This is a genomic window from Tardiphaga sp. 813_E8_N1_3 (genome assembly GCF_051811025.1).
Lineage (GTDB): Bacteria > Pseudomonadota > Alphaproteobacteria > Rhizobiales > Xanthobacteraceae > Tardiphaga.
The window spans coordinates 3,391,007-3,414,401 of sequence record NZ_JBPWQE010000001.1 but is presented as its reverse complement, the minus strand read 5'-3'; the positions used below and the strand labels follow the sequence as shown (position 1 = coordinate 3,414,401).

At 62.5% G+C, this 23,395-nt stretch carries 22 protein-coding genes; 4 read left to right on the top strand and 18 right to left on the bottom strand.

The window, feature by feature from the left end; genetic code table 11:
• Positions 1–34 precede the first annotated feature (34 nt).
• From AB8A33_RS16390 to AB8A33_RS16375, 4 genes are all read right to left on the bottom strand, one after another.
• On the bottom strand, positions 35–1,363 hold the full coding sequence (locus AB8A33_RS16390) for a flavin-containing monooxygenase (protein WP_439093718.1): 1,329 nt from the start codon (positions 1,361–1,363) through the stop codon (positions 35–37).
• Positions 1,360–2,334 (bottom strand): NAD-dependent epimerase/dehydratase family protein, encoded by a 975-nt coding sequence (locus AB8A33_RS16385; RefSeq protein ID WP_439093717.1) that lies wholly within the window; start codon positions 2,332–2,334, stop codon positions 1,360–1,362. Before AB8A33_RS16385 ends, AB8A33_RS16390 begins: the two co-directional genes overlap by 4 nt.
• Positions 2,335–2,524: 190 nt before the next feature.
• A complete protein-coding gene (locus tag AB8A33_RS16380; RefSeq protein WP_439093716.1) occupies positions 2,525–3,637 on the bottom strand; it encodes a DUF2336 domain-containing protein in 1,113 nt (370 codons plus the stop codon).
• 69 nt (positions 3,638–3,706) lie between these two features.
• Complete coding sequence (locus AB8A33_RS16375) at positions 3,707–4,855, bottom strand: GGDEF domain-containing protein (protein WP_439093715.1); 1,149 nt, start codon at positions 4,853–4,855, stop codon at positions 3,707–3,709.
• 551 nt (positions 4,856–5,406) lie between these two features.
• Here AB8A33_RS16375 and AB8A33_RS16370 point away from each other — a divergent pair.
• The 4 genes from AB8A33_RS16370 (at position 5,407) to AB8A33_RS16355 (ending at position 9,478) form a co-directional block, all read left to right on the top strand.
• Positions 5,407–5,976, top strand: a complete 570-nt coding sequence (locus AB8A33_RS16370) for a sigma-70 family RNA polymerase sigma factor (protein ID WP_089266985.1) — start codon at positions 5,407–5,409, stop codon at positions 5,974–5,976.
• Positions 5,973–6,707 carry a hypothetical protein gene (locus AB8A33_RS16365; RefSeq protein ID WP_439093714.1) on the top strand — a complete coding sequence of 245 codons (735 nt, stop codon included), beginning with the start codon at positions 5,973–5,975 and terminating at the stop codon, positions 6,705–6,707. Before AB8A33_RS16370 ends, AB8A33_RS16365 begins: the two co-directional genes overlap by 4 nt.
• 80 nt (positions 6,708–6,787) lie before the next feature.
• Positions 6,788–8,536: a S8 family serine peptidase gene (locus AB8A33_RS16360; RefSeq protein WP_439093712.1), complete on the top strand. Its 1,749-nt coding sequence runs from the start codon at positions 6,788–6,790 to the stop codon at positions 8,534–8,536.
• 408 nt (positions 8,537–8,944) lie between these two features.
• Positions 8,945–9,478, top strand: a complete 534-nt coding sequence (locus tag AB8A33_RS16355; RefSeq protein WP_439093711.1) for a TIGR03809 family protein — start codon at positions 8,945–8,947, stop codon at positions 9,476–9,478.
• On the opposite strand, the gene AB8A33_RS16350 is transcribed toward AB8A33_RS16355, so the two are convergent.
• From AB8A33_RS16350 to AB8A33_RS16285, 14 genes are all read right to left on the bottom strand, one after another.
• On the bottom strand, positions 9,475–10,845 hold the full coding sequence (locus AB8A33_RS16350) for a TIGR03808 family TAT-translocated repetitive protein (RefSeq protein WP_439093710.1): 1,371 nt from the start codon (positions 10,843–10,845) through the stop codon (positions 9,475–9,477). The genes AB8A33_RS16355 and AB8A33_RS16350 overlap by 4 nt on opposite strands.
• Before the next feature lie 1,057 nt (positions 10,846–11,902).
• Positions 11,903–12,160 (bottom strand): hypothetical protein, encoded by a 258-nt coding sequence (locus tag AB8A33_RS16345; RefSeq protein ID WP_439095951.1) that lies wholly within the window; start codon positions 12,158–12,160, stop codon positions 11,903–11,905.
• 113 nt (positions 12,161–12,273) lie between these two features.
• A complete protein-coding gene (locus AB8A33_RS16340) occupies positions 12,274–13,527 on the bottom strand; it encodes a multidrug effflux MFS transporter (RefSeq protein WP_439093709.1) in 1,254 nt (417 codons plus the stop codon).
• 153 nt (positions 13,528–13,680) lie between these two features.
• On the bottom strand, positions 13,681–14,337 hold the full coding sequence (locus tag AB8A33_RS16335) for a pyroglutamyl-peptidase I family protein (protein ID WP_439093708.1): 657 nt from the start codon (positions 14,335–14,337) through the stop codon (positions 13,681–13,683).
• A 1-nt stretch (position 14,338) separates the two neighbouring features.
• Positions 14,339–15,325, bottom strand: a complete 987-nt coding sequence (gene meaB / locus AB8A33_RS16330; protein ID WP_439093707.1) for a methylmalonyl Co-A mutase-associated GTPase MeaB — start codon at positions 15,323–15,325, stop codon at positions 14,339–14,341.
• Positions 15,322–16,104 carry a DUF3298 domain-containing protein gene (locus tag AB8A33_RS16325; RefSeq protein ID WP_439093706.1) on the bottom strand — a complete coding sequence of 261 codons (783 nt, stop codon included), beginning with the start codon at positions 16,102–16,104 and terminating at the stop codon, positions 15,322–15,324. The genes meaB and AB8A33_RS16325 overlap by 4 nt, the downstream gene beginning before the upstream one ends.
• Positions 16,105–16,106: 2 nt before the next feature.
• Positions 16,107–18,260, bottom strand: coding sequence for a methylmalonyl-CoA mutase (gene scpA, locus AB8A33_RS16320; RefSeq protein WP_439093705.1), 2,154 nt, complete (start codon positions 18,258–18,260; stop codon positions 16,107–16,109).
• Positions 18,257–18,430, bottom strand: coding sequence for a hypothetical protein (locus AB8A33_RS16315; protein ID WP_439093704.1), 174 nt, complete (start codon positions 18,428–18,430; stop codon positions 18,257–18,259). Before AB8A33_RS16315 ends, scpA begins: the two co-directional genes overlap by 4 nt.
• Before the next feature lie 29 nt (positions 18,431–18,459).
• Positions 18,460–18,927, bottom strand: a complete 468-nt coding sequence (locus AB8A33_RS16310; protein WP_439093703.1) for a GFA family protein — start codon at positions 18,925–18,927, stop codon at positions 18,460–18,462.
• 11 nt (positions 18,928–18,938) lie between these two features.
• Complete coding sequence (locus tag AB8A33_RS16305) at positions 18,939–20,810, bottom strand: methylmalonyl-CoA mutase family protein (protein WP_439093702.1); 1,872 nt, start codon at positions 20,808–20,810, stop codon at positions 18,939–18,941.
• 213 nt (positions 20,811–21,023) lie between these two features.
• A complete protein-coding gene (folK, locus tag AB8A33_RS16300) occupies positions 21,024–21,515 on the bottom strand; it encodes a 2-amino-4-hydroxy-6-hydroxymethyldihydropteridine diphosphokinase (protein ID WP_439093701.1) in 492 nt (163 codons plus the stop codon).
• Positions 21,516–21,518: 3 nt separating this feature from the next.
• Entirely contained in the window at positions 21,519–21,884 is a 366-nt protein-coding gene (gene folB / locus AB8A33_RS16295) for a dihydroneopterin aldolase (RefSeq protein WP_068734298.1), read from the bottom strand.
• Positions 21,881–22,726, bottom strand: a complete 846-nt coding sequence (gene folP, locus AB8A33_RS16290; protein ID WP_439093699.1) for a dihydropteroate synthase — start codon at positions 22,724–22,726, stop codon at positions 21,881–21,883. Before folP ends, folB begins: the two co-directional genes overlap by 4 nt.
• Before the next feature lie 258 nt (positions 22,727–22,984).
• A complete protein-coding gene (locus AB8A33_RS16285) occupies positions 22,985–23,392 on the bottom strand; it encodes a DUF4332 domain-containing protein (RefSeq protein ID WP_439093697.1) in 408 nt (135 codons plus the stop codon).
• Between the last annotated feature and the right edge of the window lie 3 nt (positions 23,393–23,395).

Here is a 23,395-nt window from a genome sequence, read left to right as displayed (position 1 = left end):
CGTGAGCCACGCGTTCCGCGGAAAATGAATCCGGTCAGGCCGACGCCACGGCCGCAGGACGGCCGCTCGCCGCCGTCGCGATGTCGCCGTTCAATTCGCCGGCATAGTCCTTGAAGTCGACTTCCAACGTATAGCGCGCGGAATTCAGCCAGGTGCTGATCTTCTTCTGGTGAAAGTCGCGGACCTCCAGCGCCATATCGCCAGGGCTGGGTAGGGCGACCTTCCCGGTCAGCACAGATGCGATCCATCGGGCCTGGATTTCGACCAGCGGGATGGTCGGCCCGATCGGCTGGACCAATCCGGCAAAGAACAGGCCGGGTCGGTTCGGCGGCGTGATGCGCCGATAGAGATCGACCATGCCGCCATCTTCCGGCACCGAGAATATCTCGGGCGCGAGGAACGGGAAGCTGGTCTTGTAACCGGTGGCATAGATCACCGCGTCGAAGCTCTCCTGCGTGCCATCGGCGAAGGCGATGGCGTCCTCCTCCAGTGAGGTGACGTTCGGCTTGATGCTGATCCAGCCATGGCCGATATAAGGCATCAACTCCTGGCTCAATGTCGCATGTTCGCGCCACATGGGATGTTTCGGCTTCGGCACGCCGAAGCGGGTCTGGTCGCCGACAGCGAGATAGATCAGGCGGGCCATGATCATGCGCGTCAGCAGTGTCGGGAATTTCAGCTTGCGCGCGAAGAAGGCCGACCAGCGATCGATCGGGATCCCCATCATGTATTTCGGCATGATATAGGCGCCGGTTCGCGTGGACAGTACGACGCTGCTGGCGCGCTTGCAGAGATCGACGGCAATATCGACGGCCGAATTTCCGATGCCGACGACCAGCACCTTCTTGTCCTCGAAAGGCTGCGCGGTGCGATACTGGCTCGAATGAATCGCCGCGCCGTTGAATGTGCCAGAGAAGGTCGGCCAACGCGGATCCCAGAGATGGCCGTTGGCAACAATCACCGTCTTGTATTCGCGGGTACCTTCCTTCGTCGTCACGCGCCAGCCGTCGTCGGTCTTTTCGACCGAAGTCACTTCGCAGTTGAAGCGGATGCGAGATCGTGCGCCAAATCGATCAGCATAGGATTCCAGATAGTCCAGCAATTGCTGGTGTGACAGGAAGTCAGGCTTATCGGCTGGAATCGGAAAATCGGAATAGCCGAGATTGTTGCGGCTGGTGTCGATATGCAGACTGCGATAGGCGCAGGACAGGCCATTGTCATTGCCGTAGCGCCACATCCCGCCGATGTTTGAGCCCTTCTCGTAGATATCGAAACTGAGCCCCTTGTCGTGCAGGGCCTTGGCAACGGCAATGCCGGATGAGCCGGCACCAATGATGCAGATGTCGACTGCAGGTTCGGTCATGCAGCAGATTTTTCGGCAAGACGCTGGCGATACTGGCTCACGATATCCTCGAAACTCTTGTCAGCGACGACGCCGAGGGATGGCGCGCGGGTGGAGATAAAACCTTTCGGCCAGCTATCGACGATCTTCTTGAGATCGGGATCGAGGGCATATGTCACGTTCGGCGTGGTGTTGGTGACACGTGCAATGGATTCAATGATGTCGTCCATGCTGATCGTCAGGGCAGGCTGGTTGAGCACGCGTTTCCCGCGCATCTTGACCGGGTCTGCATTGTGAAGCGTGATCAAATTCTGCGCAACGGTCTCGACCGAGACAACCGGCACTTTCGTATCTGCGCGCAATGGGCAAATCGACGGCTTTCCGGCAACGCCATCACGAACGATGCCTGCGATCCGGTCAGATACCGACTGTGTTGGCGGGCCGGGGTGCACCAACACAATAGGCAGGCGCAGGGCACGTGCATCGACCATTCCGTGACGCGTGGCATCTGCCAGCATCAATTCGGCGATGGCCTTGTGCGTGCCATAGGACGTTTGCGGACGCTGCAGGTGATCGTCATCGACATGATCAGGCAATAGTCCGCCGAAGACCGCGATCGAACTTGGAAAGATCAGGCGCGGCGGATCATCTTTCGCGCCGATGGCGTCGATCAATTCCGCCAGTGCCGAAACATTCACCGCCAGCGCGCGCACCGGGTCCTGTTCTGCGGCGCTGGTCAGCACAGCGGCGAGATGAAACACGCTATGGGGTTTCCAGGCAGCGATCCGCCTCAGCGCATCGGGCGACGCGATGCTGGCTGGCAGATTTCTCACACGTCGGTCGGATGCTGGCGGCAAATGTGTGTCGAGAAGGAGGAGCTCCTCGATTATTTCGCTTGTGCCTGCAGCATTGGTGAGCGCGCCTGCTTGAAGCAGCGCAGAAGTGAGCGTTCTGCCGATGAAGCCACCGGCGCCTGTAATCAAGACGCGCATGAATCCCGCCCTGCTTGATGCCAACCCGTTCCGGCGTTGCCCGCCGTAATCGAGGCATCACTATCAGTGCCTTCACCGGCAAGTCGATGCCTGCTGACGGAATGGCTGCTCAGCGCAATTGGCGTTGCAGCGCTCGATCGCAATGGCCAGACTGCGGTCATTCGCGTGGAAACATGTTGACTGACAAACGTCAGGCGGCAGGTAGGTCGGACGTCGCCTGCTGCATACGGTGGAAGCGCAGGACTTGTTGCGCCGCGGAGATGCGGAGGCGCTCATAGGTCTCGCGGTCGGTCGCGCTGTCAGACATTTGCGCTCCAGCGAGTTGCTCGCGCATGTTGATGATGGTCTTGACCGTCTTCCATGAAAAATTCGCGACCTTGCACAGAATGAAAATACCCTCGCTGCGGGCTTCGACCATCATGGTTTCCGCGACCGAGACCGGCACATTGGCCAGGCACGCGAGCGCGGCGTTGGCCTCGTCGAACTTGCCGGTTTCGGCGAATTTCGCCACTTCGTTTTCATCCAGCCGACCGTCTTCGAACAGCGAGCGCACGAGACCATGGGCGATGACGGTCTGCTGACTGATGCTGCCTGGTGCGGAGCGAGCCCGCCGGGCGACCTGCTGAACCACCAGAGATATGTCGGCGGTGTGGTGGACGTGGGCGGCTTCCAGCTTCGCCCGGACCGAGGCCGACGCCTTGGCGACGAGCTTCAGATAGTGGTGGCGCGGAATGGACGGACGCAAGCCAACACACGTCGCGATCGTGTCGTTGCCCTCGGCCCGGGAGAGCAGCGTATTGTAACCGCGTTCTGAAATCTCGGCGCCACGATTGTTGACGGTGCTGGTGACGACGGCGTCGTTGCCGCGCTCGACGAGAACATCCGTCAGGGCGCTGCTCAGGACCTTGCGCGTCGAAATCGCCAGCAGGTGGTCCTGGCTCTTGGTGCGTGCATTCTCGATCAGGGTATGGTCGTCGAGCTGCTCCGACTGGGAGAGCACGGGCGCGGCGACCTCGATCAAATCGTCGAATGCAAGGGTTCGGACGACCCGGGGCGGTGCGACAGAGACGGGTGCCAGCCGCTCGGCCAGAAGGGCCCTTGCAGACGCTTCCATATGCGTCAGCAGGCAATCGAAAATGTCGTCGAACACTGCGATCTGCGCGTCGGAGTAATCCACGGCATTGTTGACGAATAGATCCGTGACACGGCGCAGCGTTTCCACGCGCCGTGCGACCGTTCCGTGGGCCAGTGCGGCGTCAAGTTCGTCGAGTAAATTTGCCGATAACGGTGACTTCGAAGACATAAATCAAATCCCGTAATTCTAATCGTGTCCTGCCGCCAATATGTTGCAGCCAGGGTTCGTGAAATTCGTTCAGGCGCTTGCAATTCGATTTCGTCCGCGCTCCTTGGCGGCATAGAGTGCGCTGTCGGCGCGTGCGAGTAAGGTGTCTGGCGTGTCGTTCGGACCCAATGTCGCAACGCCGCCTGAAATCGTCACGGTCAAGCCGTCGGAAAATGCGCTCCAATCCAGTGCTTCGACGATTGCGCGCAGACGGTCAAGCATTTGCACGGCCTTGTCATGCGGCGTGTCCGGCAGCACCAGCAGGAATTCCTCGCCGCCATAGCGGCCGAATTTGTCGATGCTGCGGATATTGGCGAAAATGGTGATGGCGAAGGTCCGCAGCACTTCATCGCCAGTCGGATGCCCGAAATTGTCGTTAATCCGCTTGAACCAGTCGAGGTCGATCAGCGCCGCGGTGCAGGGCGTATTGCTGCGCTGTGCCCGAATGATTTCATCGTCAAGCAGCCGCATGATGCAGCGGCGATTGAACGACCCCGTCAGTTCATCGAGTTCTGCGAGCTCTTCGATGCGCTTGTAGGCGGCTTCGAGCTCGACGCGGCGCCGAAACAGCGCGTCGCGTAGCGAACTGGCGAAAATGCCAATGAACATACTGCGGGCAATGGTCATCGAGAATGTCAGCAGGGTGCCGAAGCGCTCGATCGAGTTGCCGGAGGGCAGCGTCAGGGGTAGATCGACGAAGAAATACAGCAGCGCGAGGCCGCCGGTCATGATGGTCCAGGCGCCGATGCCTTCACGGGGCGTGGTGCGCAGAGCCACGACGTTGGCGACGAGAAACAACGCGCAGAGAAACACGACGGCTACATCGGGGGCAATGTAGATGAAGGTGAGCAGCAGTGCGAAGGTGACGGCGGTGTATGGCGCTGCGAAGAAATGATCGCGCCAGTCATCCGTCAAGCCGCTTTCGGAGATCGCAAGGAAGATCAGGACCGAGGCGGAGGCGGAGCCTGCATAGGCTGCGATGATGGTGCCATCGATAGTGCCCGCTGCAAGGAAGACGAAAAGCAGCACGACGTTGACGGCATGACTGGCAGTCGCCAATGCGAGCATTTGCCGTCGCCGCTTCAGGCGGCGCGCCAGCATGTCTGACCGCAACTCTCCATCGACGGCTTCGAAGTCGCCGTTGAGCGGATTGAAGACTGATGAAGCGGCTGCGGTCATTGAGCCCGTCGATGGGTTTCGCTGACGAAACTCTAGTGCTCAAAGCCTTTAGGTTTGGTATCTATTGCCGTGAGTCAAATCTGGTAACCGGCTACTCATTCGCTGCTCTCGGCGACAAATGTCGACAGATCGCGTGCAGCGGAAATGCCAGAAGGTTTCAAGAATAGCTTTGTTATTTAAGTAAAAATGCCCGGGCCGATGACGGGCCCGGGCGAGTTGACTTGATGTGGCGGACAAGCCGCCATGACAAGTTACGGTATTCATTGACGAGGGTTTCGGGATATGGCTGCAAAATGCAGGTTCCGCCGTCTCAAGGCTGTTCCGGAAGCCACGACTTGGTAAGGTTGCCGTGTGAATCGCTGGCGTTCGGGTCGGAAATGCCCCAGCATTATGCTACCTGTTACCCGTTCCGCCCAAGAAAAGGGCGGTAAAAGCCCGTTCGGCGCGGTTAAAACAGCCGCGACCGGTATATTCCTGCCCATTCGAGAAGATTTTATCTTGTCAATCGAACCTCTTACATCCTCATTCAGACCAACCTTGCGAGACGGGCAGTGAGTGCAACACAGGCGGCATCGGATGAGATTCTGATCGCCCGGATTGCGCAAGGCGACCGTCTTGCCATGCAGGTGCTTTATGGCAGGCACCATGTCCGGGTGTTTCGCTTCGGCCTTCGGCTGGTGCGGAACGAACAGATTGCTGAGGATCTTATCAGCGAGGTGTTCCTGGATGTGTGGCGGCAGGCAGGCAAATTCGAAGGCCGTTCCGCGGTCTCGACCTGGCTCCTGGCGATTACGAGGTTCAAGGCGCTGTCCGCGCTGCGCAAGCGCAAGGACGCCGAACTGGACGACGAGACGGCCAACGCGATCGAGGATACGTCCGATAATCCCGAAGTGTCGGTTCAGAAAAAGGATACCAGTGACGCGTTGCGGAAGTGCCTGACATCTCTTTCGCCCGAGCATCGGGAAATCGTTGATCTCGTCTACTACCACGAAAAGTCCGTGGAAGAGGTGGCCGAGATCGTTGGAATTCCCGAGAACACCGTCAAGACGCGCCTGTTTTATGCGCGCAAGAAATTAGCCGATCTGCTCAAGGCAGCCGGCATTGAACGAGGCTGGCCATGATGGCGATGAGCAACAAAGTGCCGACCCAGGAGCCAGGCGAGATCGAGGCATTGCTGCCTTGGCACGCCGCGGGCACGCTCAACGCGCGTGATGCTCGCCGCGTCGATGATGCGCTGGCCAAGGATCCGGAACTGGCGAAGCAATATGCCGTGATCCAGGAGGAATATGCGGAGACCATTGGCCTCAATGAGAGCCTCGGCGCGCCGTCCTCACGGGCGATGCAGAAGCTGTTTGCTGCGATTGACGCCGAGCCGGTGCGCAGCGGATCGACATCGGTCGGTTTGTCGGCGCGAATTTCCGGATTTTTTGCATCGCTTTCGCCGCGGACGCTGGCGGCTTCGGCCGCTGTTGGCGCGCTCGCCATCATGCTGCAGGCCGGTGTGATTGGTACCGTGCTGATGCAGCGCGATACACGCACATTCCAGACCGCGTCCTATGAAGCCGCGCCGTCGCCAGCGAGTGCACCGACCACTGTCACCCGGTCGCTCGCGCCGGCACCGGCCTCGGTAGAAGCCCCGACGCGCCTGTTCGTCCGTTTTGCGCCGACTGCGCGGGTGTCTGACATTACAACGCTGCTCGACGGCTATCAGGGCACGATTGTCGACAGCGGCAAGGACGGGCTGTTCCGGCTGCAGTTCGGCAATCGCGCCATGACCAAGGACCAGATCGCCGGGCTGATCCGCCGGCTGGAGAACGAGAAGATCGTCAGCATGGCGGTTCAGGCGCAATAGGCGCCGTCGGTTGATCCGATCCGCATTGTGCGTGCGAGGCCTGTTCCATGAGACATGATCGTGGTGCCTCCGGACCGATAATGAAATGCACGGCCGCTGTGCTTTCGCTCGCTGTCGCATGGCCGTTCGGCCTTTCGGTTGCCGGCGCGCAAAGCATGATGCGTTCGCCGAGTCTCAATATCGGATCGCGTGTTCCCACGATCTCTCCCAGTACAACGCCGCGTATCAATCCGAATATCGCTGCCGGTGCGGGCCGCATCGCCGGCCGTGGTCCAAGTATCGCGAGCCGCGGACCGATTGCTGGTCGCGTCGGTATCACCGGCGTTGGCCCGCGCGGGGCGGCGGTCGGGACGACAGCCAGCCGGACACCGCCCATATCCTCGCGGCCAGGGCGTACGCCGCCGCCGAAGATCGTGGGCGTGCTGCCAACCATTCCCTATGTGCGTTATTCGCCGAACACCTATCCGAGCTGTGCCTATGCCAATCGCGCGGCATCCGGCGAGTGCAACGAGAAGCCATTCGTTGCAGATCTCGGCGGCGGCCCGACGCCGCGCAGTCAGAATGCCGGTGGTGGACCGCGCAGCAACGGCCCGCAGGCGGCCCTGAACACGCGCTACGTCCCCCGACAGATCGTCGCCGAACTCGACGGCACGCTGACGCCCGACCAGACAGATGCGCTGGCGCGCCGTCTGCGCCTGGAGCGACTGTCGTCGCAGGATTTTCCGCTGATCGGCACGACGATCAACCTTTTCCGGATCACCGATAATCGTTCGGTCGAAACTGTTGAGTCCCAGATGCGCGCCGAGATCGACGTGCGCGCGGTGCAACCCAATTTCCGCTATGTGCTGCAGGATCAGGTGACAACGCCGGCACCGGCTGAGGGCGATCCTGCGCAATATGCGGTGGCGAAGCTGCGTCTGCCCGAGGCGCACAAACTGTCCGCCGGTGCCAATGTCACAGTTGCTGTGATCGACTCCGGTATCGACGTCGCGCATCCCGAACTCGCTGATGCCATCGTGGGTTCGTTCGATGCGCTTGGCAGCAAGGAAGGCGCGCATGTGCACGGCACTGGCATTGCTGGGGCGATCGTATCGCATGCGCGGCTGATGGGCAGTGCGCCGCGTGCGCGCATTCTTGCCATTCGTGCCTTTGGCGTTTCGCAGGGCGGTGCCGAGAGTTCGTCTTTCATCATCCTCAAGGGCATCAACCACGCGGCATTGAATGGTGCCCAAGTCATCAATATGAGCTTCGCTGGCCCACAGGATCCGTTGATCGAGCGCGGTATTGCGGCGTCAGCCAGCAAGGGCATCGTGATGGTTGCAGCATCAGGCAATGCCGGGCCGAAATCGCCGCCGCTTTATCCCGCTGCAAACCCCAACGTGATCGCTGTCAGCGCCACCGATGCATATGACAGGCTGTTCACCGCGTCGAACCGCGGCAGTCATATCGCGGTGGCTGCGCCGGGCGTCGATATTTTCCTGCCAGCGCCGGACAACAAGTACCAGATGACGTCGGGCACCTCGTTCTCGGCGGCCTATATCAGCGGGCTTGCCGCATTGATGATCGAGCGCAATTCGCAACTACGGCCGAACGAGATCCGCAGCATCCTGATGACAACCGCGCGTGATCTTGGTGCGCCTGGCCGTGACGACCTGTTCGGTGCCGGAGCGGCGGATGCCTATAGTGCGGTATCGGCAGTGCAGGGCGCTCAGCAACCCATGGCCACAGCGCCTGCGCCTGTGACGCCTGTTGTCGTCACCGCGCCGGCGCCGGCGACGCGTGCGGTCGAGGCGTCATCGCCGTCGATGGCGTCAGACGTCCAAAAATAATCCGCTGATCGTTGAACGTTTGGCCGGGTGTGCCGGACATATGGATGTGGGAGCGGCATTCCCTCCCCAACGAGGCCATATCCGGCGCGTGCGCCCAAACATCTGCGCCCGGTATAGCTTGACCCGTCCGGTTGTCCCCCCGGGCGGGTCTTTCGTTTTTGTTAACCAAAAATTTTAACCTTCAGGTCATAGATTGCCGGTGCATGGCCCGGCATCGAGCAAGGCTCAAGCAAGTCTTGACTGCAATACCTCAGGTTTGACGGGGCTTTCTCACGTGTTTCCAACGCAATTATTCAGATTTGACCACATCGCGCTGGACCCCGAAAACTTTTCCACAGAAACTCTCCAAGTATTGGTGAGTGATTCGTTTGTTGCATTGCGTCCGTTTTTTCTCTTGCGGACATTTCCATGTCATCTCACCTGAATTTTCCTTACCCGCATGCTGGCATTGGTCGGCCACTGGCCCAGCGCTGGTGCGCTCTTGCCGAGAGCCGGCTCGAATACCTGACAGAACTGTTCGAGAGCGGGCGGTGGCGCCGTTTTCACAGTGAAGCCGAGTTTCTCGACAATATTCAGGAAGCCAAGGAAGCGGTTGAACGCTGGCGGCTGATGGTTGAGGGCGAGACCGCCGCCGTGAGGCGCGTGCTGTCTTCGGAAGGGGTGATCTACCGGGCGCCGCGCGCGCCTGAACCACGACCTGCTGCCGTCGTAACGCCTGCCGTTGTGGCTCCTGTTATTGCAGCGCCTGCGGTTGCGCCCTTGCAGCCTGACATCGAGCCGGTGGCTGAAGCGGCTTCGCCCGTCCTGATCCCGATCGAAACCCTGTTGCGGCAGGCGCCGCCTCGGCAGGCGACCGTGACGCCGGCAGATCTGGATTGGCAGAAGGCGCTCGATCCTCTGGTGATCAGCGCGCGCTATCCGATGCTGCGGACAGCGCTTTAGCGCACCGTATTGCCGGACACCGCAACCTGCTGATAGCGCTGTGCGCCATCGGCGGTGAGGTCCGGTGTCACCGGCTTTGCATGATCCAGGCCGACCACAGCGCCGCGCGGCGCGCCTGAAATCATGTTGTTGCTGACCAGCGCAGTACCGGCGCCCGGTGCGACCGATACACCGATGCCAATGAAGCTGTTGCGCACGACGTTGCCGGTGATGGCGACATCGCGCAGATACTTGCCCCAGCCCGCGATCATGCCGAAGGACGGCGCGTTCTCGACGACATTGCCGCTGACGCTGGCGTCCGCCTCGATATAGATGCCGATGCCGGCATCGTCGTCGGGAGCTGTGCCGATCGGCCGCTTCGGCAGCAGGTTGCGGATGATATTGCCTTGCACGACGGCGATGCGTCCGCCTTCATTGAAATTGCAGACAGAGACACCGAGCGCCGCACCATCGACCGTGTTGTTGGCGATCACCGCGGCCTCGAAAGCGAATTCCGAATACAGCGCGACTTCACGCACGCGCGACACGCTGTTGCCGGTGATGTGGATGTTCGATGCGGAGTTGCCGCGCACCGCGGAGTAATCGCAATTGCGGATGCGATTGCCGGAGACGATGACATTGCCCGCACGATAGGCGTTGATGGCGTTGCCATATTGACCGGAGCCGCCAGGGCCGGCCTTGATATCCTCGATACGATTGTCGATCACTTGCGTGCCGTCATCGCCGATGGCGGTGCGCAGGATCTCGATGCCGTTGCTGCTGGTGCCGGAAATGGTGTTTTGCGCGACGATCAATCCCTGCGCATCGAACGAGACGATGGCCGTGGTGGCGATGTTGGTGAGTGTATTACTGGTGATCGCGCCCGCCGTGTTGTCCAGCCAGATGCCCGCGCCGCCGCTATTGGTCACGGTGCAATCGCTGATGCGGAGTTCGCGCGCCTGCACCATGTGCAGCAGCCCGCGCCGCGGCGGCAGTTTGGCGAAATTGCCGTCCAGCGCGAGGCCGCTGAGGCTGACATAGTCCGCGCCTTCGCCTGACAGCAGTGACGCGCCGCCGCTGAAGGTGAGGGTCGTTGCACCGCGCATGCCGATGATCTGCGAGCCGCGCGCGAGCCTGAGCATGCCGGTGCGATAGTTGCCGGGCGGCAATGCGAGCGGTGCCTGCGCACGTGCCGCCTCGTCGATGGCGCGTTGCAATGCGCGGGTCTGGTCGTCCTGGCTGTTGGCGCGCACGCCATATTGCGTGGCGTCGCGCCCGAGCGTCGAGGTGAGCGGGGCGGCGCGTGCCGCATCGCTCGATGCGGCGAATGCACCGGCGGCAAGACCCGCGCCGGACGCAGTCAGCAGATGGCGGCGATGCAGGTCCATGGTTCAAGGTCCCGGTGGATGTCCGCTGATGAGGTAACGCAAGATGATGCGTGTGACGTTGCCAGGCGAGAGCGACTGCGATGAATGTGCAGGGTAGGGTTAATGAGGCGCTCACCTGCGCGCTAGACGGCGGTACAGCAGCGCGTGTGCCACTGGAATGCAGGTGGGTTTCGCGCCCGCGCTCTACCCGTCGGCTTCGTCGGATTCAAATGTCAAACAGCCACTGTGCTTCAGACATGCGTCATCACCCCCATTGTTTGCGGCGCGGGGGCGCCGTCGTGTTTCGCATTCCCACCCTCCTGAAAGAGGGCGTGCGGAACGCCAGGTGCCCGTTGCACCCTTGGGCCTGATGCGATGCGGTACTCCGCAAGTGTGAATGCATCAGGACTTTCGGACGCGCTGGGCGAAGTGCCCGGCGTTCCGCATACGGTGTTTTTTCGGTTGCTTGCGCGTTGCCATGGCGAACGATCCGATCACCAAAATTACAGTCCCAAGGCGAATGGGACAGGGTGCCTCAAGCGAGTAAGCCGGACACATTTTGACTTGGTCGTCCGTCACACTGTCCAGGGAGTCTTTCCATCCGAAGGCCGGCCGTCCCCTTGCCAGTGGCAGTGCTGGCGCAGATCCGTCCTGCCCGAAGACAGACGTCACCCATGAACCGCGTGACGCCGCATCTCCGGCGTCCACCGCATCCCACCCCGCGAACGTGACGATCGCGATCGCCCCTCTCGGTGGGGCAGGACGAGGGGGAATATAAACCTGATGGAGGTGCTGTCAACAGGAGATAGGAAAAAATGTTCGACTACTGTCTTGCCGCCCCAAACTGTCATTCCGGGGCGCGGGCGCGCTTTCGCGCACGTGAACCCGGAATCTCGACATGGGAGTTTCCGGCAGTGCCAAACATCATGAGATTCCGGGTTCGCACTTCAGCGGCTTTGCCGCTTTCGTGCGCCCCGGAATGACGATGTGTGCTCGGGAGAAAGGCCAACGGTGGTGAGTGCAGACGCATAATTTATTTCGGACGTCGCTTCGCTGGTCCGCCTTAGGGCGCCCCGCGCTATCGTCTCGTCAGCGCGAGCTGGAAGTCCTTCTCGGCCTGGGCGTCGCGTTCGTTCTTTTCCGGGCATTCGCCGGGCTCGGCCTGACACGGGCGGATCTCGTAATCATTGTCGAGTACGCGGCGCGGTGTCGGCTTCGAATTCTTGGCTTCGACATCGGTGACAAGGCCGCTCTCGGCGGCAAGTTTCCAGACGTCGGCTTCGGTCGGATAGGCTTTGCTCAGTTTCGCGTCGTCACAGAACAGTGCGTAGGGCATCGGATTGCTCCGGTAAAAATTGATAACGTTCATGGCGGCGCCGGGTTCGCCCCGACGTATTCCCAGACATTTCAAAATTGCGCGACGGCCATTCGGCTGCGTCGCGAGAGCGTTCAGCTCACCATCTTGTGAGGCTTGAACAGGCGGCCCTTTTCCACCACGAGGATCACCGCGAATGCAGTGAGGGTGCAAAGAAAAAGGCCGGTCGCGAACGGCAGCAGAGTGCCGTCATAGTGCTGGCCGATAACCGTGCCGATGGCGATACCCAGCAGCGTGGTCAGCGTCCCGTAGAGCGAGGAGGCCGTGCCGGCGATGTGGCCCTGCGGCTCCATCGCCAGTGCGGTGAAATTCGAGAACATCAGGCCGAAGGCAAACATCATCAGCATCGACAGCGCGATGAACAGCCATAGCGGCACGAAGCCCGTCACGACCGCCAGCAGCATCGCCGCGCCAGCAGTAACAAACCCGAGCAGGGCGCCGTGGGAGAGTGCGCGCATGCCGAAGCGATGGACGACGCGCGAGTTGAAGAAACTGGCCGCAGCGACGCCGAAAGCGATGGAAGCAAAGGCCAGCGGGAAATATGGGCCGAGATGGAAAATCTCGGTGAACACCTGCTGCGAGGTGAACACGAAAGCGAACAGTGCGCCCTGCAGGATGCCGGCAGCGAGGCCGTAACCCATCGTCTGCCGATGGCTGACGGTTTGCCGATAGGCATACAGCACATCACGAATGGCGAGCGAGCGGCGCTTGGCGACCGGCAGCGTCTCCGGCATTCGCCAGGCACTCCAGGCCAGCGTCAGCAGGCCGTACAGCATCAGCACGACAAAGATGCCGCGCCATTCCGTGAGGACCATCAGGGCCTGGCCCAAAGACGGGGCGATGACCGGCACGGAAATGAAAACCATGATGGCCAGTGACATGACGCTGGCCATGCGGCGGCCGGCATAGCAGTCCCGGACGATCGACACCGCGATCACACGCGTCGCCGCGGTGCCGACGCCCTGCAGCAGGCGGGCAAGCAGCAGGATTTCGAACGACGGCGCAAACAGCGCGAGCACGCTCGCGGCGCAATAGACGGCCATGCCGCCAAGCAGGATCGGGCGACGGCCGTAGCGGTCCGACAGCGGTCCGATGGCGAATTGAGCCACGCCGAAGCCGAGCAGGAAGACCGAGAGGACGCTCTGAAGGTGGTTGGCATCAGGGACTTTGAAGGCCGCACCGATATGCGGCAGCGCCGGCAGCATGATGTCCATGGCGAGCGGATTCAGCGCCATGATCGAAGCGATCACGACGACGAATTCGCCAAATTTCATTGGGCTATGGGTCGATGACACCGCCAGGGGGGCGTCGGCGTTGATGTCGGTCACAAAGCTGTCCTTGGAAGTATTCCCGCCATTAGGGTCTTCATGCTGCGACGCACAAGTTGACTTTCGGCATGGCTGCGTCGCGGAAACCGGCGGAATTTCCCCAATTTATGAATTAATGTTCAGAAAATAGCCGGGAGCGTCGTTTCGACGGTCTCAAACCCGGGAATTCCCGGCTGCATCACGCAGTTTGACCCGGGTCATGCGGATCATCTCCAGCAGGATCGCTTCACCGGTATCGGTAAGCTCGTCGGAGGTCATGCGACGCGACGCAGTGTCTTGCGCCAGCAGCGGCACATGGACGAAGGCGGCGAGGCGTGGCCCGTTCGGCGCGCGGGTGGCCTCGATGCCGCGCCAGGACAGGTAATTGCAGAGATAGCGGCCGGCATCGCGTGAGGGGCGCACGTCGGCGCCGCTGGCGAGGGCGACCCGGAACAGGCGCGCCGTGTGCGGGCCGAACATCTGCGCGCCGGCGCCAGGTACGATGCTGGCGCGGCGCACCGTCGTGTGGCCGGCATCGGGCCACAGCATCGACACCGCGTTGCGGGCGCGCGTCTCGATCCGGATATAGGGCGTGCGCGCGGCGAGGCCGAACATCAGCAGGGCATCCGGGCGATGGCGCGCGATCAGCTCGGGCAATTCGCGATCGACGGTGGCGTAGGTGACGTCGAAAATATGCGGGATGCGGGTGACGTCGGCGAAAGCGGGACGGCGCAGTGTCGCAAGCTTCCACACCAGCGCCTGTGTCGGGTTCACCGGCGCGCCGGGGAAGGGGCCGAAGCCGGTGATGAGGATGCGCGGGGCGCTGCTCATCTCAATCCTTCAACAGCGTGACGATCGCCTCCGCCGCGACGGCAGGCGTCATCGTGCCGTCGGCGACGTCGCGTTCGACCTGTTTGACCTTGCTGCGGATCGCGGGATCGCTGCGCAGCCGCGCTTTCAAGCGATCTTCCAGCATGGTCCACATCCATTTCACCTGCTGCTCGCGGCGGCGGCCGGCGAAATCGCCGGAGGCATTCATGGCGGTGCGATGCGCGACGACTTTGTCCCAGAGCTCGGCGATACCCGTCTTGGTCAATGCCGAATAGGTCACGACCGGCGGATGCCAGTGCTCCGAGCGCGGCGCGAGGATATGCAGCGCGCCGCGATAGTCCCCAGCGGTGATATTGGCGCGCTTCAGGTTGTCGCCATCGGCCTTGTTGATGGCGATCATGTCGGCGAGTTCGATCAGGCCTTTCTTGATGCCCTGCAGTTCATCGCCGCCGCCGGGCAGCATCAAGGCGAGAAAGAAGTCGGTCATGTCGCAGACCGCGGTTTCCGACTGGCCGATGCCGACGGTTTCCACCAGCACCACGTCGAAGCCGGCGGCTTCACACAGTAACATGGCCTCGCGCGTTTTCGCCGCGACGCCGCCGAGCGTGCCGGAGGAGGGCGAGGGACGGATGAAGGCGTTCGGATGGGCGGACAGATCGTTCATCCGCGTCTTGTCGCCGAGAATAGAGCCGCCGGTGCGCGCCGAAGAGGGATCGACCGCCAGCACCGCGACCTTGTGGCCGCGCTCGATCAGATACATGCCGAGCACATCGATGGTGGTGGACTTGCCGACGCCGGGCGAGCCGGTGATGCCGACGCGAAACGCACGGCCGGTGTCAGGCAGCAGCGCCTGCACGAGTTCGCGCGCGGCGGCCTGATGATCGGCACGGCGGCTTTCCACCAGCGTGATCGCCCGCGCCAGCGCGGCGCGGGAGCCGGCGCGGACGTCTTTGGCGAGCGCGCCGATGTCGATGGGGGCTTTCGTCACTGCGGCCCCTTGTCGTCGTCCTTCGGCCGCTCGCCGCCGAAGATCGCGCTGCCCTCGGCCGACAGATATGGCTTGAATTTCTCCCATGGCACGAAGGCGTCGTAATCGCCTTCGGCATAAGAGCCGACCGCATAGGGGCCGTAATGGAAGGTGAGGCCGGAACTCTTGCCGGCTGATGTCGACGGCGTCAGCGACAGCGGCCCGATCTTGAGCAGCTTCGGCTCCAGCGCATCGACGAGGCTCATGTCGGGATTGTCGTTGTCGCGCTGTTTCTTCTCGATTTTCAGATCGGCGACGACCGCATCGCGGATCGCCGTCATCGCCGGGCCACCATCGGCGAGCTCGGTGAAGAAAGGGCGGATGCTGATCATCTTGCCGGCCTGCCTGTCCCACAGCAGCGTGTCATTGGCACGATTGGGATGTGCACCGCCGGTGTAGTTGTAGTCCGCGCGGATGATGCTGACATAGCGGCCGGAGACGAGCGAGCTCTGCGTATAGCTGCGCTCCGATTCCCATGGCCGGTTGCGGATGTCGGCAGGCAGATCGCGCATATCCTTGCGCTGCTCGGCCAGCTCCTTGAGCGTCTTCGCAGCCCAGCCATTGCTGGCGGATGTGAGATATTTCAGCAGCGGAGCATCGGACTTGATCGCGGCATCGAAGAAGATGGCGACCTCGGTGTATTTGGCCTTGAGCTGGATGTCGGGTGTGGGCTCGGCGGCGAGGGACGCCTCACCGAACAGGAGACAGGTGAGGGCGACCAGCGCAAACGTCTTCAACACCCTTACTCCGCCGCCTCGCTGTGTCCCAGCCGCGCATTGAGCTTGTGGATCAACTCTTCGGCCGCCTCGGAGATCACCGTGCCGGGCGGGAAGATCGCCTCGGCGCCGGCCTTGTAGAGTTCGTCGTAATCCTGCGGGGGGACGACGCCGCCGATGATGATCATGATGTCCTCGCGGCCCTGTTTCTTAAGCGCGGCCTTGAGTTCGGGCACGGCGGTGAGATGGGCAGCGGCCAGCGAGGAGAGGCCGAGGATGTGCACGTCGTTCTCGACGGCCTGTCGCGCGGCTTCATCGGCGGTCGCGAACAGCGGCCCGATATCGACGTCGAAGCCGACATCGGCGAAGGCAGAGGCGATCACCTTCTGGCCGCGGTCATGGCCGTCCTGGCCGATTTTCGCGACGAGGATGCGCGGGCGGCGACCCTCGGCGTCCTCGAAGGCATCGATCAGCGCCTGAACCTTCTGGACCTTGTCGTTCATGGTGGACGCCTCGCGCTTGTAGACACCGGTGATGGATTTGATCTCGGCGCGGTGACGGCCGAACACCTTCTCCATCGCGTCCGAGATCTCGCCGACGGTGGCCTTGGCGCGCGCGGCATCGATGGCCAGCGCCAGCAGGTTGCCGTTACCGTCCTTTGCCGAGCGCGTCAGCGCCGCCAGCGCGGCATCGACGTCGGCCTGGCTGCGCTCGCCACGAAGCCTCTTCAATTTGTCGATCTGCAGCCGGCGCACGGTGGAGTTTTCCACCTTGAGCACGTCGAGCGCTTCTTCATTCTCCGGCTTGTATTTGTTGACGCCGATCACGGCCTGACGGCCGGCATCGATGCGCGCCTGGGTCTTGGCCGAGGCTTCCTCAATGCGCAGCTTGGGGACGCCGGCCTCGATGGCCTTGGCCATGCCGCCGAGCTCTTCCACTTCCTGGATATGCGCCCAGGCCTTGGTCGCGAGATCGTGGGTGAGCCGCTCGACATAATACGAGCCGCCCCATGGATCGATGATGCGGTTGGTGCCGGTTTCCTGCTGCAAAAAGAGCTGCGTGTTGCGCGCGATGCGCGCCGAGAAGTCGGTCGGCAGCGCCAGCGCTTCGTCGAGCGCGTTGGTGTGCAGTGACTGGGTGTGGCCCTGCGTCGCCGCCATGGCCTCGATGGTGGTGCGCATCACGTTGTTGTAGACGTCCTGCGCGGTCAGCGACCAGCCGGAGGTCTGGCAATGGGTGCGCAGCGACAGCGACTTCGGATCCTTCGGATTGAACTGGGTCAGGAGCTTGGCCCAGAGCAGTCGCGCGGCGCGCATCTTGGCGACTTCCATGAAGAAATTCATGCCGATCGCCCAGAAGAACGACAGACGCGGGGCGAAGCGGTCGACATCGATGCCTGCTGCGAGACCTGCGCGCAGATATTCGACGCCGTCAGCGAGTGTATAGGCCAGCTCAAGATCCTGCGTCGCGCCGGCTTCCTGCATGTGATAGCCGGAGATCGAAATCGAATTGTACTTCGGCATCTTTTGCGAGGTGTAGGCGAAGATGTCGGAGATGATCCGCATCGAGGGCGTCGGCGGATAGATATAGGTGTTGCGCACCATGAACTCTTTCAGAATGTCGTTCTGAATGGTGCCTGTCAGTTTTTCCGGCGGCACGCCCTGTTCCTCGGCGGCGGCTACGTAAAGCGCAAGGATTGGCAGCACCGCGCCGTTCATGGTCATCGACACGCTCATCTGGTCGAGCGGAATGCCGGCAAACAGCGTGCGCATGTCATAGATCGAGTCGATCGCCACGCCGGCCATGCCGACATCGCCCGACACGCGCGGATGGTCCGAGTCGTAGCCGCGATGGGTGGCGAGATCGAACGCAACCGACAGGCCCTTCTGGCCGGCGGCGAGATTGCGCCGATAGAACGCGTTGGAATCCTCTGCGGTGGAGAACCCGGCATATTGCCGGATCGTCCAGGGCTGGTTGACATACATGGTCGGGTAGGGGCCGCGCAGGAACGGCGCGATGCCCGGATAGGTGTCGAGGAAGTCGATGCCCTTGACGTCATCCTCGCCGTAACCCGGCTTCACCAGGATGCCTTCGGGCGTCAGCCACGGCTCGCCCTGCGACGGCGCGCCGGCGGCGACGGGCGAGAAAGCGATGTTGGTGAAGTCAGGAATCTTGGTCATGGTCGTTTCTCGAATTCTCGATTGCGTTCGATGAGTCTCTGAACGTTCTTCTTGTAGGTCGGGTCGTCTGACGGGGGCGTTTCAGTTCTCCGCCAGAGTACCACGTCAAACACTTTTTCAAGCACCTTGGCGATCGGCCACATCAGCAAGTCGAACAGCAAACTGCCCATGCGCGCGATCCTTGTTGAAACACGCCATCTCAATCATGATCCGGATGCTGATAGCTGAACACTTCTGCGCATTTCTCCGGACCGAAATTCTGCATCGTCGTCTTGCTCGGCAGGTTCGACACATTGCCAACCCAGCCCAGACGTGACTCCGTGCCGTATTGCAGCGTCGGCACCACGCGGTCCGGCCGGTCGAAGGCGCCGGTCATGATCTCGATCTTGGTGCCGCCGATGGCGCGGTAGCTCAGCGGCGTGCCGCATTTGGCGCAGAAGTCACGTTCCGCAATCGACGACGACTTGAATGCCGCTGGCTTGCCGCGGGTCCACGCAAAGTTCTCGTTCGGGATATCGGCAAGCGAGGCGAATGGCGCGCCGGTGGCCTTCTGGCACATGCGGCAATGGCAGATGCTGACCCGGGTCGGCGCAGCCGACAGCGCAAAGCGGATCGCGCCGCATTGGCAGCCGCCGGTCAGCGCGGGTTTGCTTGCCGTTGCCGTCATGGCTTACTCCATCAGGCCGAATTTAGTAAATCATGGGCCTGCACCAGCATCGCCAGCGCATCGCCGCCGGCAATGATAAAATCCCTAACGCCTGCGTCGCGCAAGGGCGCCTCGAGGTCGCCGGGGCGGCCTGCCAGATAGATATGCTTCGCGCCGGCGGCCTGAAGCGCCTTTGCTGCGGGGGCGGCCTGGCCGGCATAGAGCTTGTCCGACGAGCAGATACATACCAGCGCGGCGCCGGAGGCCTTCCAGGCCTTGGCGAGTACGGCCGGATCGGAGAAACCGTCGCTGTCGAGGGCTTCGATGCCGCCGGTCTCGAAGAAGCTCTTGGCGAAGGTCGCGCGCGCCGTGAAATCGGCGGGCGTGCCGAGATTGGCCAGAAACACTTTCGGACGGGCACCCTTGCGCGCCAGCAGATGATCCGATTTGTCGCGCAGCGCCTCGAAGGGGGAGGCCAGCCGGACCGGTTCGAGCGGGTTGAACTTGATCTTGTCCTTGCCATAGGGCTTGCCGGGGATCGGCTTGACCTTCAGCACGGTGGCGCGGGCCTCATGCAGGTTCGGGAATTCGCTGGCGCCGGTGAGCACTTCGCGGCGCTTAGCGACGCTGGCCTGACGTGCCGCGCGGGTGGCGGCGACCTTCGGCTGGATCACATTGTTGCCAAGCGCCGGGAAGGCGCCGCCGGCTTTTTCGATGTCCTGGAACTGCGCCCATGCGGCGTCGCACAGTTCGCGCGTCAGCGCCTCGATGCCACCGGCGCCTGCGGCGGGATCGGTGACCTTGGCCAGATTGGACTCTTCCAGCAGCACCAGTTGGGTGTTGCGTGCCGCACGGCGTGCAAAACCATCGGGTAGGCCGAGTGCCAACGTATGCGGCAGCACGCAGATGGAGTTGGCACCGCCGAGACCGGCGGCAAAGGTCGCCATGGTGGCGCGCAGCATGTTCACATAGGGGTCGCGCTGCGTGAGCATGCGCCATGCGGTGTCGGCGGCGATGAACAGTGGCTTCGGCGCGAGGCCGCAGCTTTCCTCGACGCGCGCCCAGAGCAGGCGCAGCGCGCGGAATTTCGCCATGGTGAGAAACTGGTCGGCATCAGCCGCGAGACGCGCATAGACCATGCTGCGGGCCGTCTCGAGCGGAACGTTATGGTCTTCCATCGCGCGCAGATAGGACACCATCACCGCGAGGACGTAAGACAGTTCCTGCACTTCGGAGCCGCCGGCATCGTGGATGATGCGGCCGTCGGCAACGGCGAACGGGCCCTTGAAGCCTTGCGCGGCTAGCTTCTTGATGGTGTCGGTGACGGCGGGCGCCATTTCCCACCAGTTATAGGCACTGGTGCCCCACACCGCGGTGGCGCCGATGGGATCGAGACCAAAGCGGATGTCGCACTTGGCGGGATCGATGCCCTTCGTCTTGATGTAGTCGGCCAGATGCGTCACGGCCATGCGCGACTGCGGGCCGGCATGGAGTTCGATGCCGATCCCGGCGTCGAGGTAGATGCCGTCGAACAGTGTTTCGATGGTTTCGGGCGAGGCGACGAGGCCGAAACCGCGCGCGCCATTGGCGCCTTCGAACACCAGCGTTAGCCCGGTGGCGCCGTTTTCGAGATCGTGCAGGGCCTGCTTGTTCGACTTGCCGGCATCCGGATGGTCGATCCGCTGCATGATCTGCCAGGGCGCGGCAGCCGGACGGCCGGCGATCGGGGCGGCATCTTCCGCGCGCGGATAGATCGGCTGGATCTTGACGCCGTCATAGGTCTTGCTGATCAGCTTCTCGAACGGCGCGCCTTTCAGCACGCCATCGACGAGCTTGCGCCAGTCATCGTAACTCGCAGGCGCAAAATCGGCGGCCAGCCGCAGGTCGTCAGTCGCAGTCGACATTTAGGAACTTCACTCCCGGCATTGCTTCGTGGTTGGGCCGGAAAATGCCATGCCGAGAAGGGGTTGCCAATGCCCGTTACGACATAGGCCTGCGCGGAATCGGCGCCTGGGAACAGGACCAGATTGGTTGGAAGTGCCTACAAGCCGGTCCGTCGTCACCGTCCCGCGCACGCCTTCGGCATGCCAGACGGGGGCGACGCGGGAGGCCGGCGCTCAATCCAGATCCGGCAGCCGCTCGATGCCGTCGGTTGAGAGGGCCTTGAGATGCTCGGCAACGGTCTTGCCTGATATCACCCGGTCCGGGGCGATTTCGGCCAGCGGCACGAGGACGAAGGCGCGTTCGGTCGCGCGTGGATGCGGCAGGTGCAGTTCCGGCTTGGCCATGACGACGTCGTCATAGGCGATCATGTCGAGATCGAGCGGCCGCGGACCCCAGTGTCCCTCGGCAACGCGGTTGCGGCCGAACTTGTGTTCGATCTTGTGCAGCGTGAACAACAGCGCGTGCGGATCGAGTTCGGTCTCGATCTCGATTGCCGCATTGACGAAGTGGTCCTGCGGCACATCGCCCACCGGCGGCGTGCTGTAGTCTGCCGAGCGTTCGATCAGCGCGGCCTGGGTCATGCCGCAGATATTGCCGATCGCCTTGCGGAAGGTCATGCGGACATCGCCGACATTGCCGCCGAGCGCGATGAGGACGCTGGCCATCAGCTACGCCCGCGATCTGCGCAGCACCACGCCGACATCGTCGAAGATCGCGGCGATCGGCGCGTGCGGCTTGTGTACGGTGACCTTGACGGAACTGATGCGCGGAAAATCCGCGAGCACCGCATCGGCTACGGCACCGGCGGCGCGCTCCAGCAGCTTGTAATTGGTGTCCTTGAAGGCGGCGATCGCGGTAGCGACGACATTGGCATAGGACACGGTATCGGCAAGGCGGTCGCTGCGCGAGGCAAGGTCGATATCGGCATCGAGTTCGAGATCGATGACGAAACGCTGCCCGACGACGCCTTCGTAATCGAGCACGCCGTGATGGGCATGCACAGATACGCCCTTGATGAAGATCATGTCGGTCATCTTAATTCCTCGATGGCTGCGGTGACGCGCAGGGCCTGAACGGTTTCCGCGACGTCATGGGCGCGGACGATTTTGGCGCCGTGCCGCACCGCGAGCAGATGCGCGGCGAGCGATCCGCCGATGCGCTGCTGCGGCTCCGACGGCACGACGGTCGATATGAATTTCTTGCGCGAGGCGGCGATCAGCACCGGCAGGCCGAAACTGGTCAGCTCGTCGAACCGCGCCAGCGCAATCATGCTCTGCTCAGGTGTCTTGCCGAAACCGATGCCGGGGTCGAGCACGATGTGGCCCGCGGGGATACCGGCCCTCGAGGCGATCTCCAGCGAGCGCGCGAAGAAGCTCTTGATGTCGTCGATGATATCGATGCTGGCATCGACGTCGTCGCGGTTGTGCATGACGACGACCGGCGCGCTGTGCTCGGCGATGACGCGGGCCATGTCGGGATCGCGCTGCAGGCCCCAGATGTCGTTGGCGATGGCGACGCCGGCGGCGAGCGCTTTCGCGACGACGGACGCCTTCATGCTGTCGATCGACACCGGCGTGCCGAGCGCGACTACGTCGGCCAGCACCGGCACGAGCCGCGCCCATTCTTCATCGGCAGTGACCGGCCGGGACCCATAGGGGCGCGTGGACTCGGCGCCGATGTCGATGATCCCGGCGCCCTCGGCAATCATCCGCCGTGCCTGCGCCAGCGCGCGCTCCGGGGCATCGAACTGGCCGCCATCGGAGAAGGAGTCCGGGGTGACGTTCAGGATGCCCATCACGGCAGGCACCGGCGATGCCAGCAGCGCGGCCAGCACCGGGTGGACCGTCGGAGCAGACGTGGTCGGACGCGCGATCATGAGGTCGCTTTGCGCGGTCGGGGGGAGGGAGTCAAGATCAGGGGCGCCGACGCTTTCTTATCCCTCCCCCAAGCGCTGCGAAGCGGCGCGCAGTGGGGAGGGTGGTGCGTTTGAGAGCGAAGCGAACAAACGCGACGGGTGGGGCGCCACACATGCAGCTATCTATGCGGCACCACCCCCACCCGACCGGCCTGTTGGCCGGCCACCCTCCCCACGCAAGTGCGGGGGAGGGAGAAGAGGAGCGTCATTGTCAGCAACTCAATACGAAATCTTCAGCGGCAGCTGGCGGGCCTTTTCGATCAGATCGCCGACGGATTTCTCCGAGGGCATCACCCGGACCAGCTTGCGCTTGTCATTGGCCTCGCGCATCGCCACAGCGAGGCGGGCGGGATTGCGGTGGGTCAATTCGCGTACCGTGTTAACGCCGGAGGCGCGGAGCAGTTCGGCCTTGGCCTTGCCCATGCCGGGGATGCGCAGGTAGTCCGCGAGGTTTGCCCATTCGAGCAGTTGCTGTTCGTTGAACCCGGTCTTGGCGGCGAGTTCCTTGCGGCATTTGGCAGAGTGAGCGGCGTCCAGCAGCCCTTCCATGGTGCGGATGCCTGCTTTTTTCAGTTTGGTCGCGGCGAAGGCCGTCAAACCGTCAATCTTGGAGATGGGATATGTCATGGT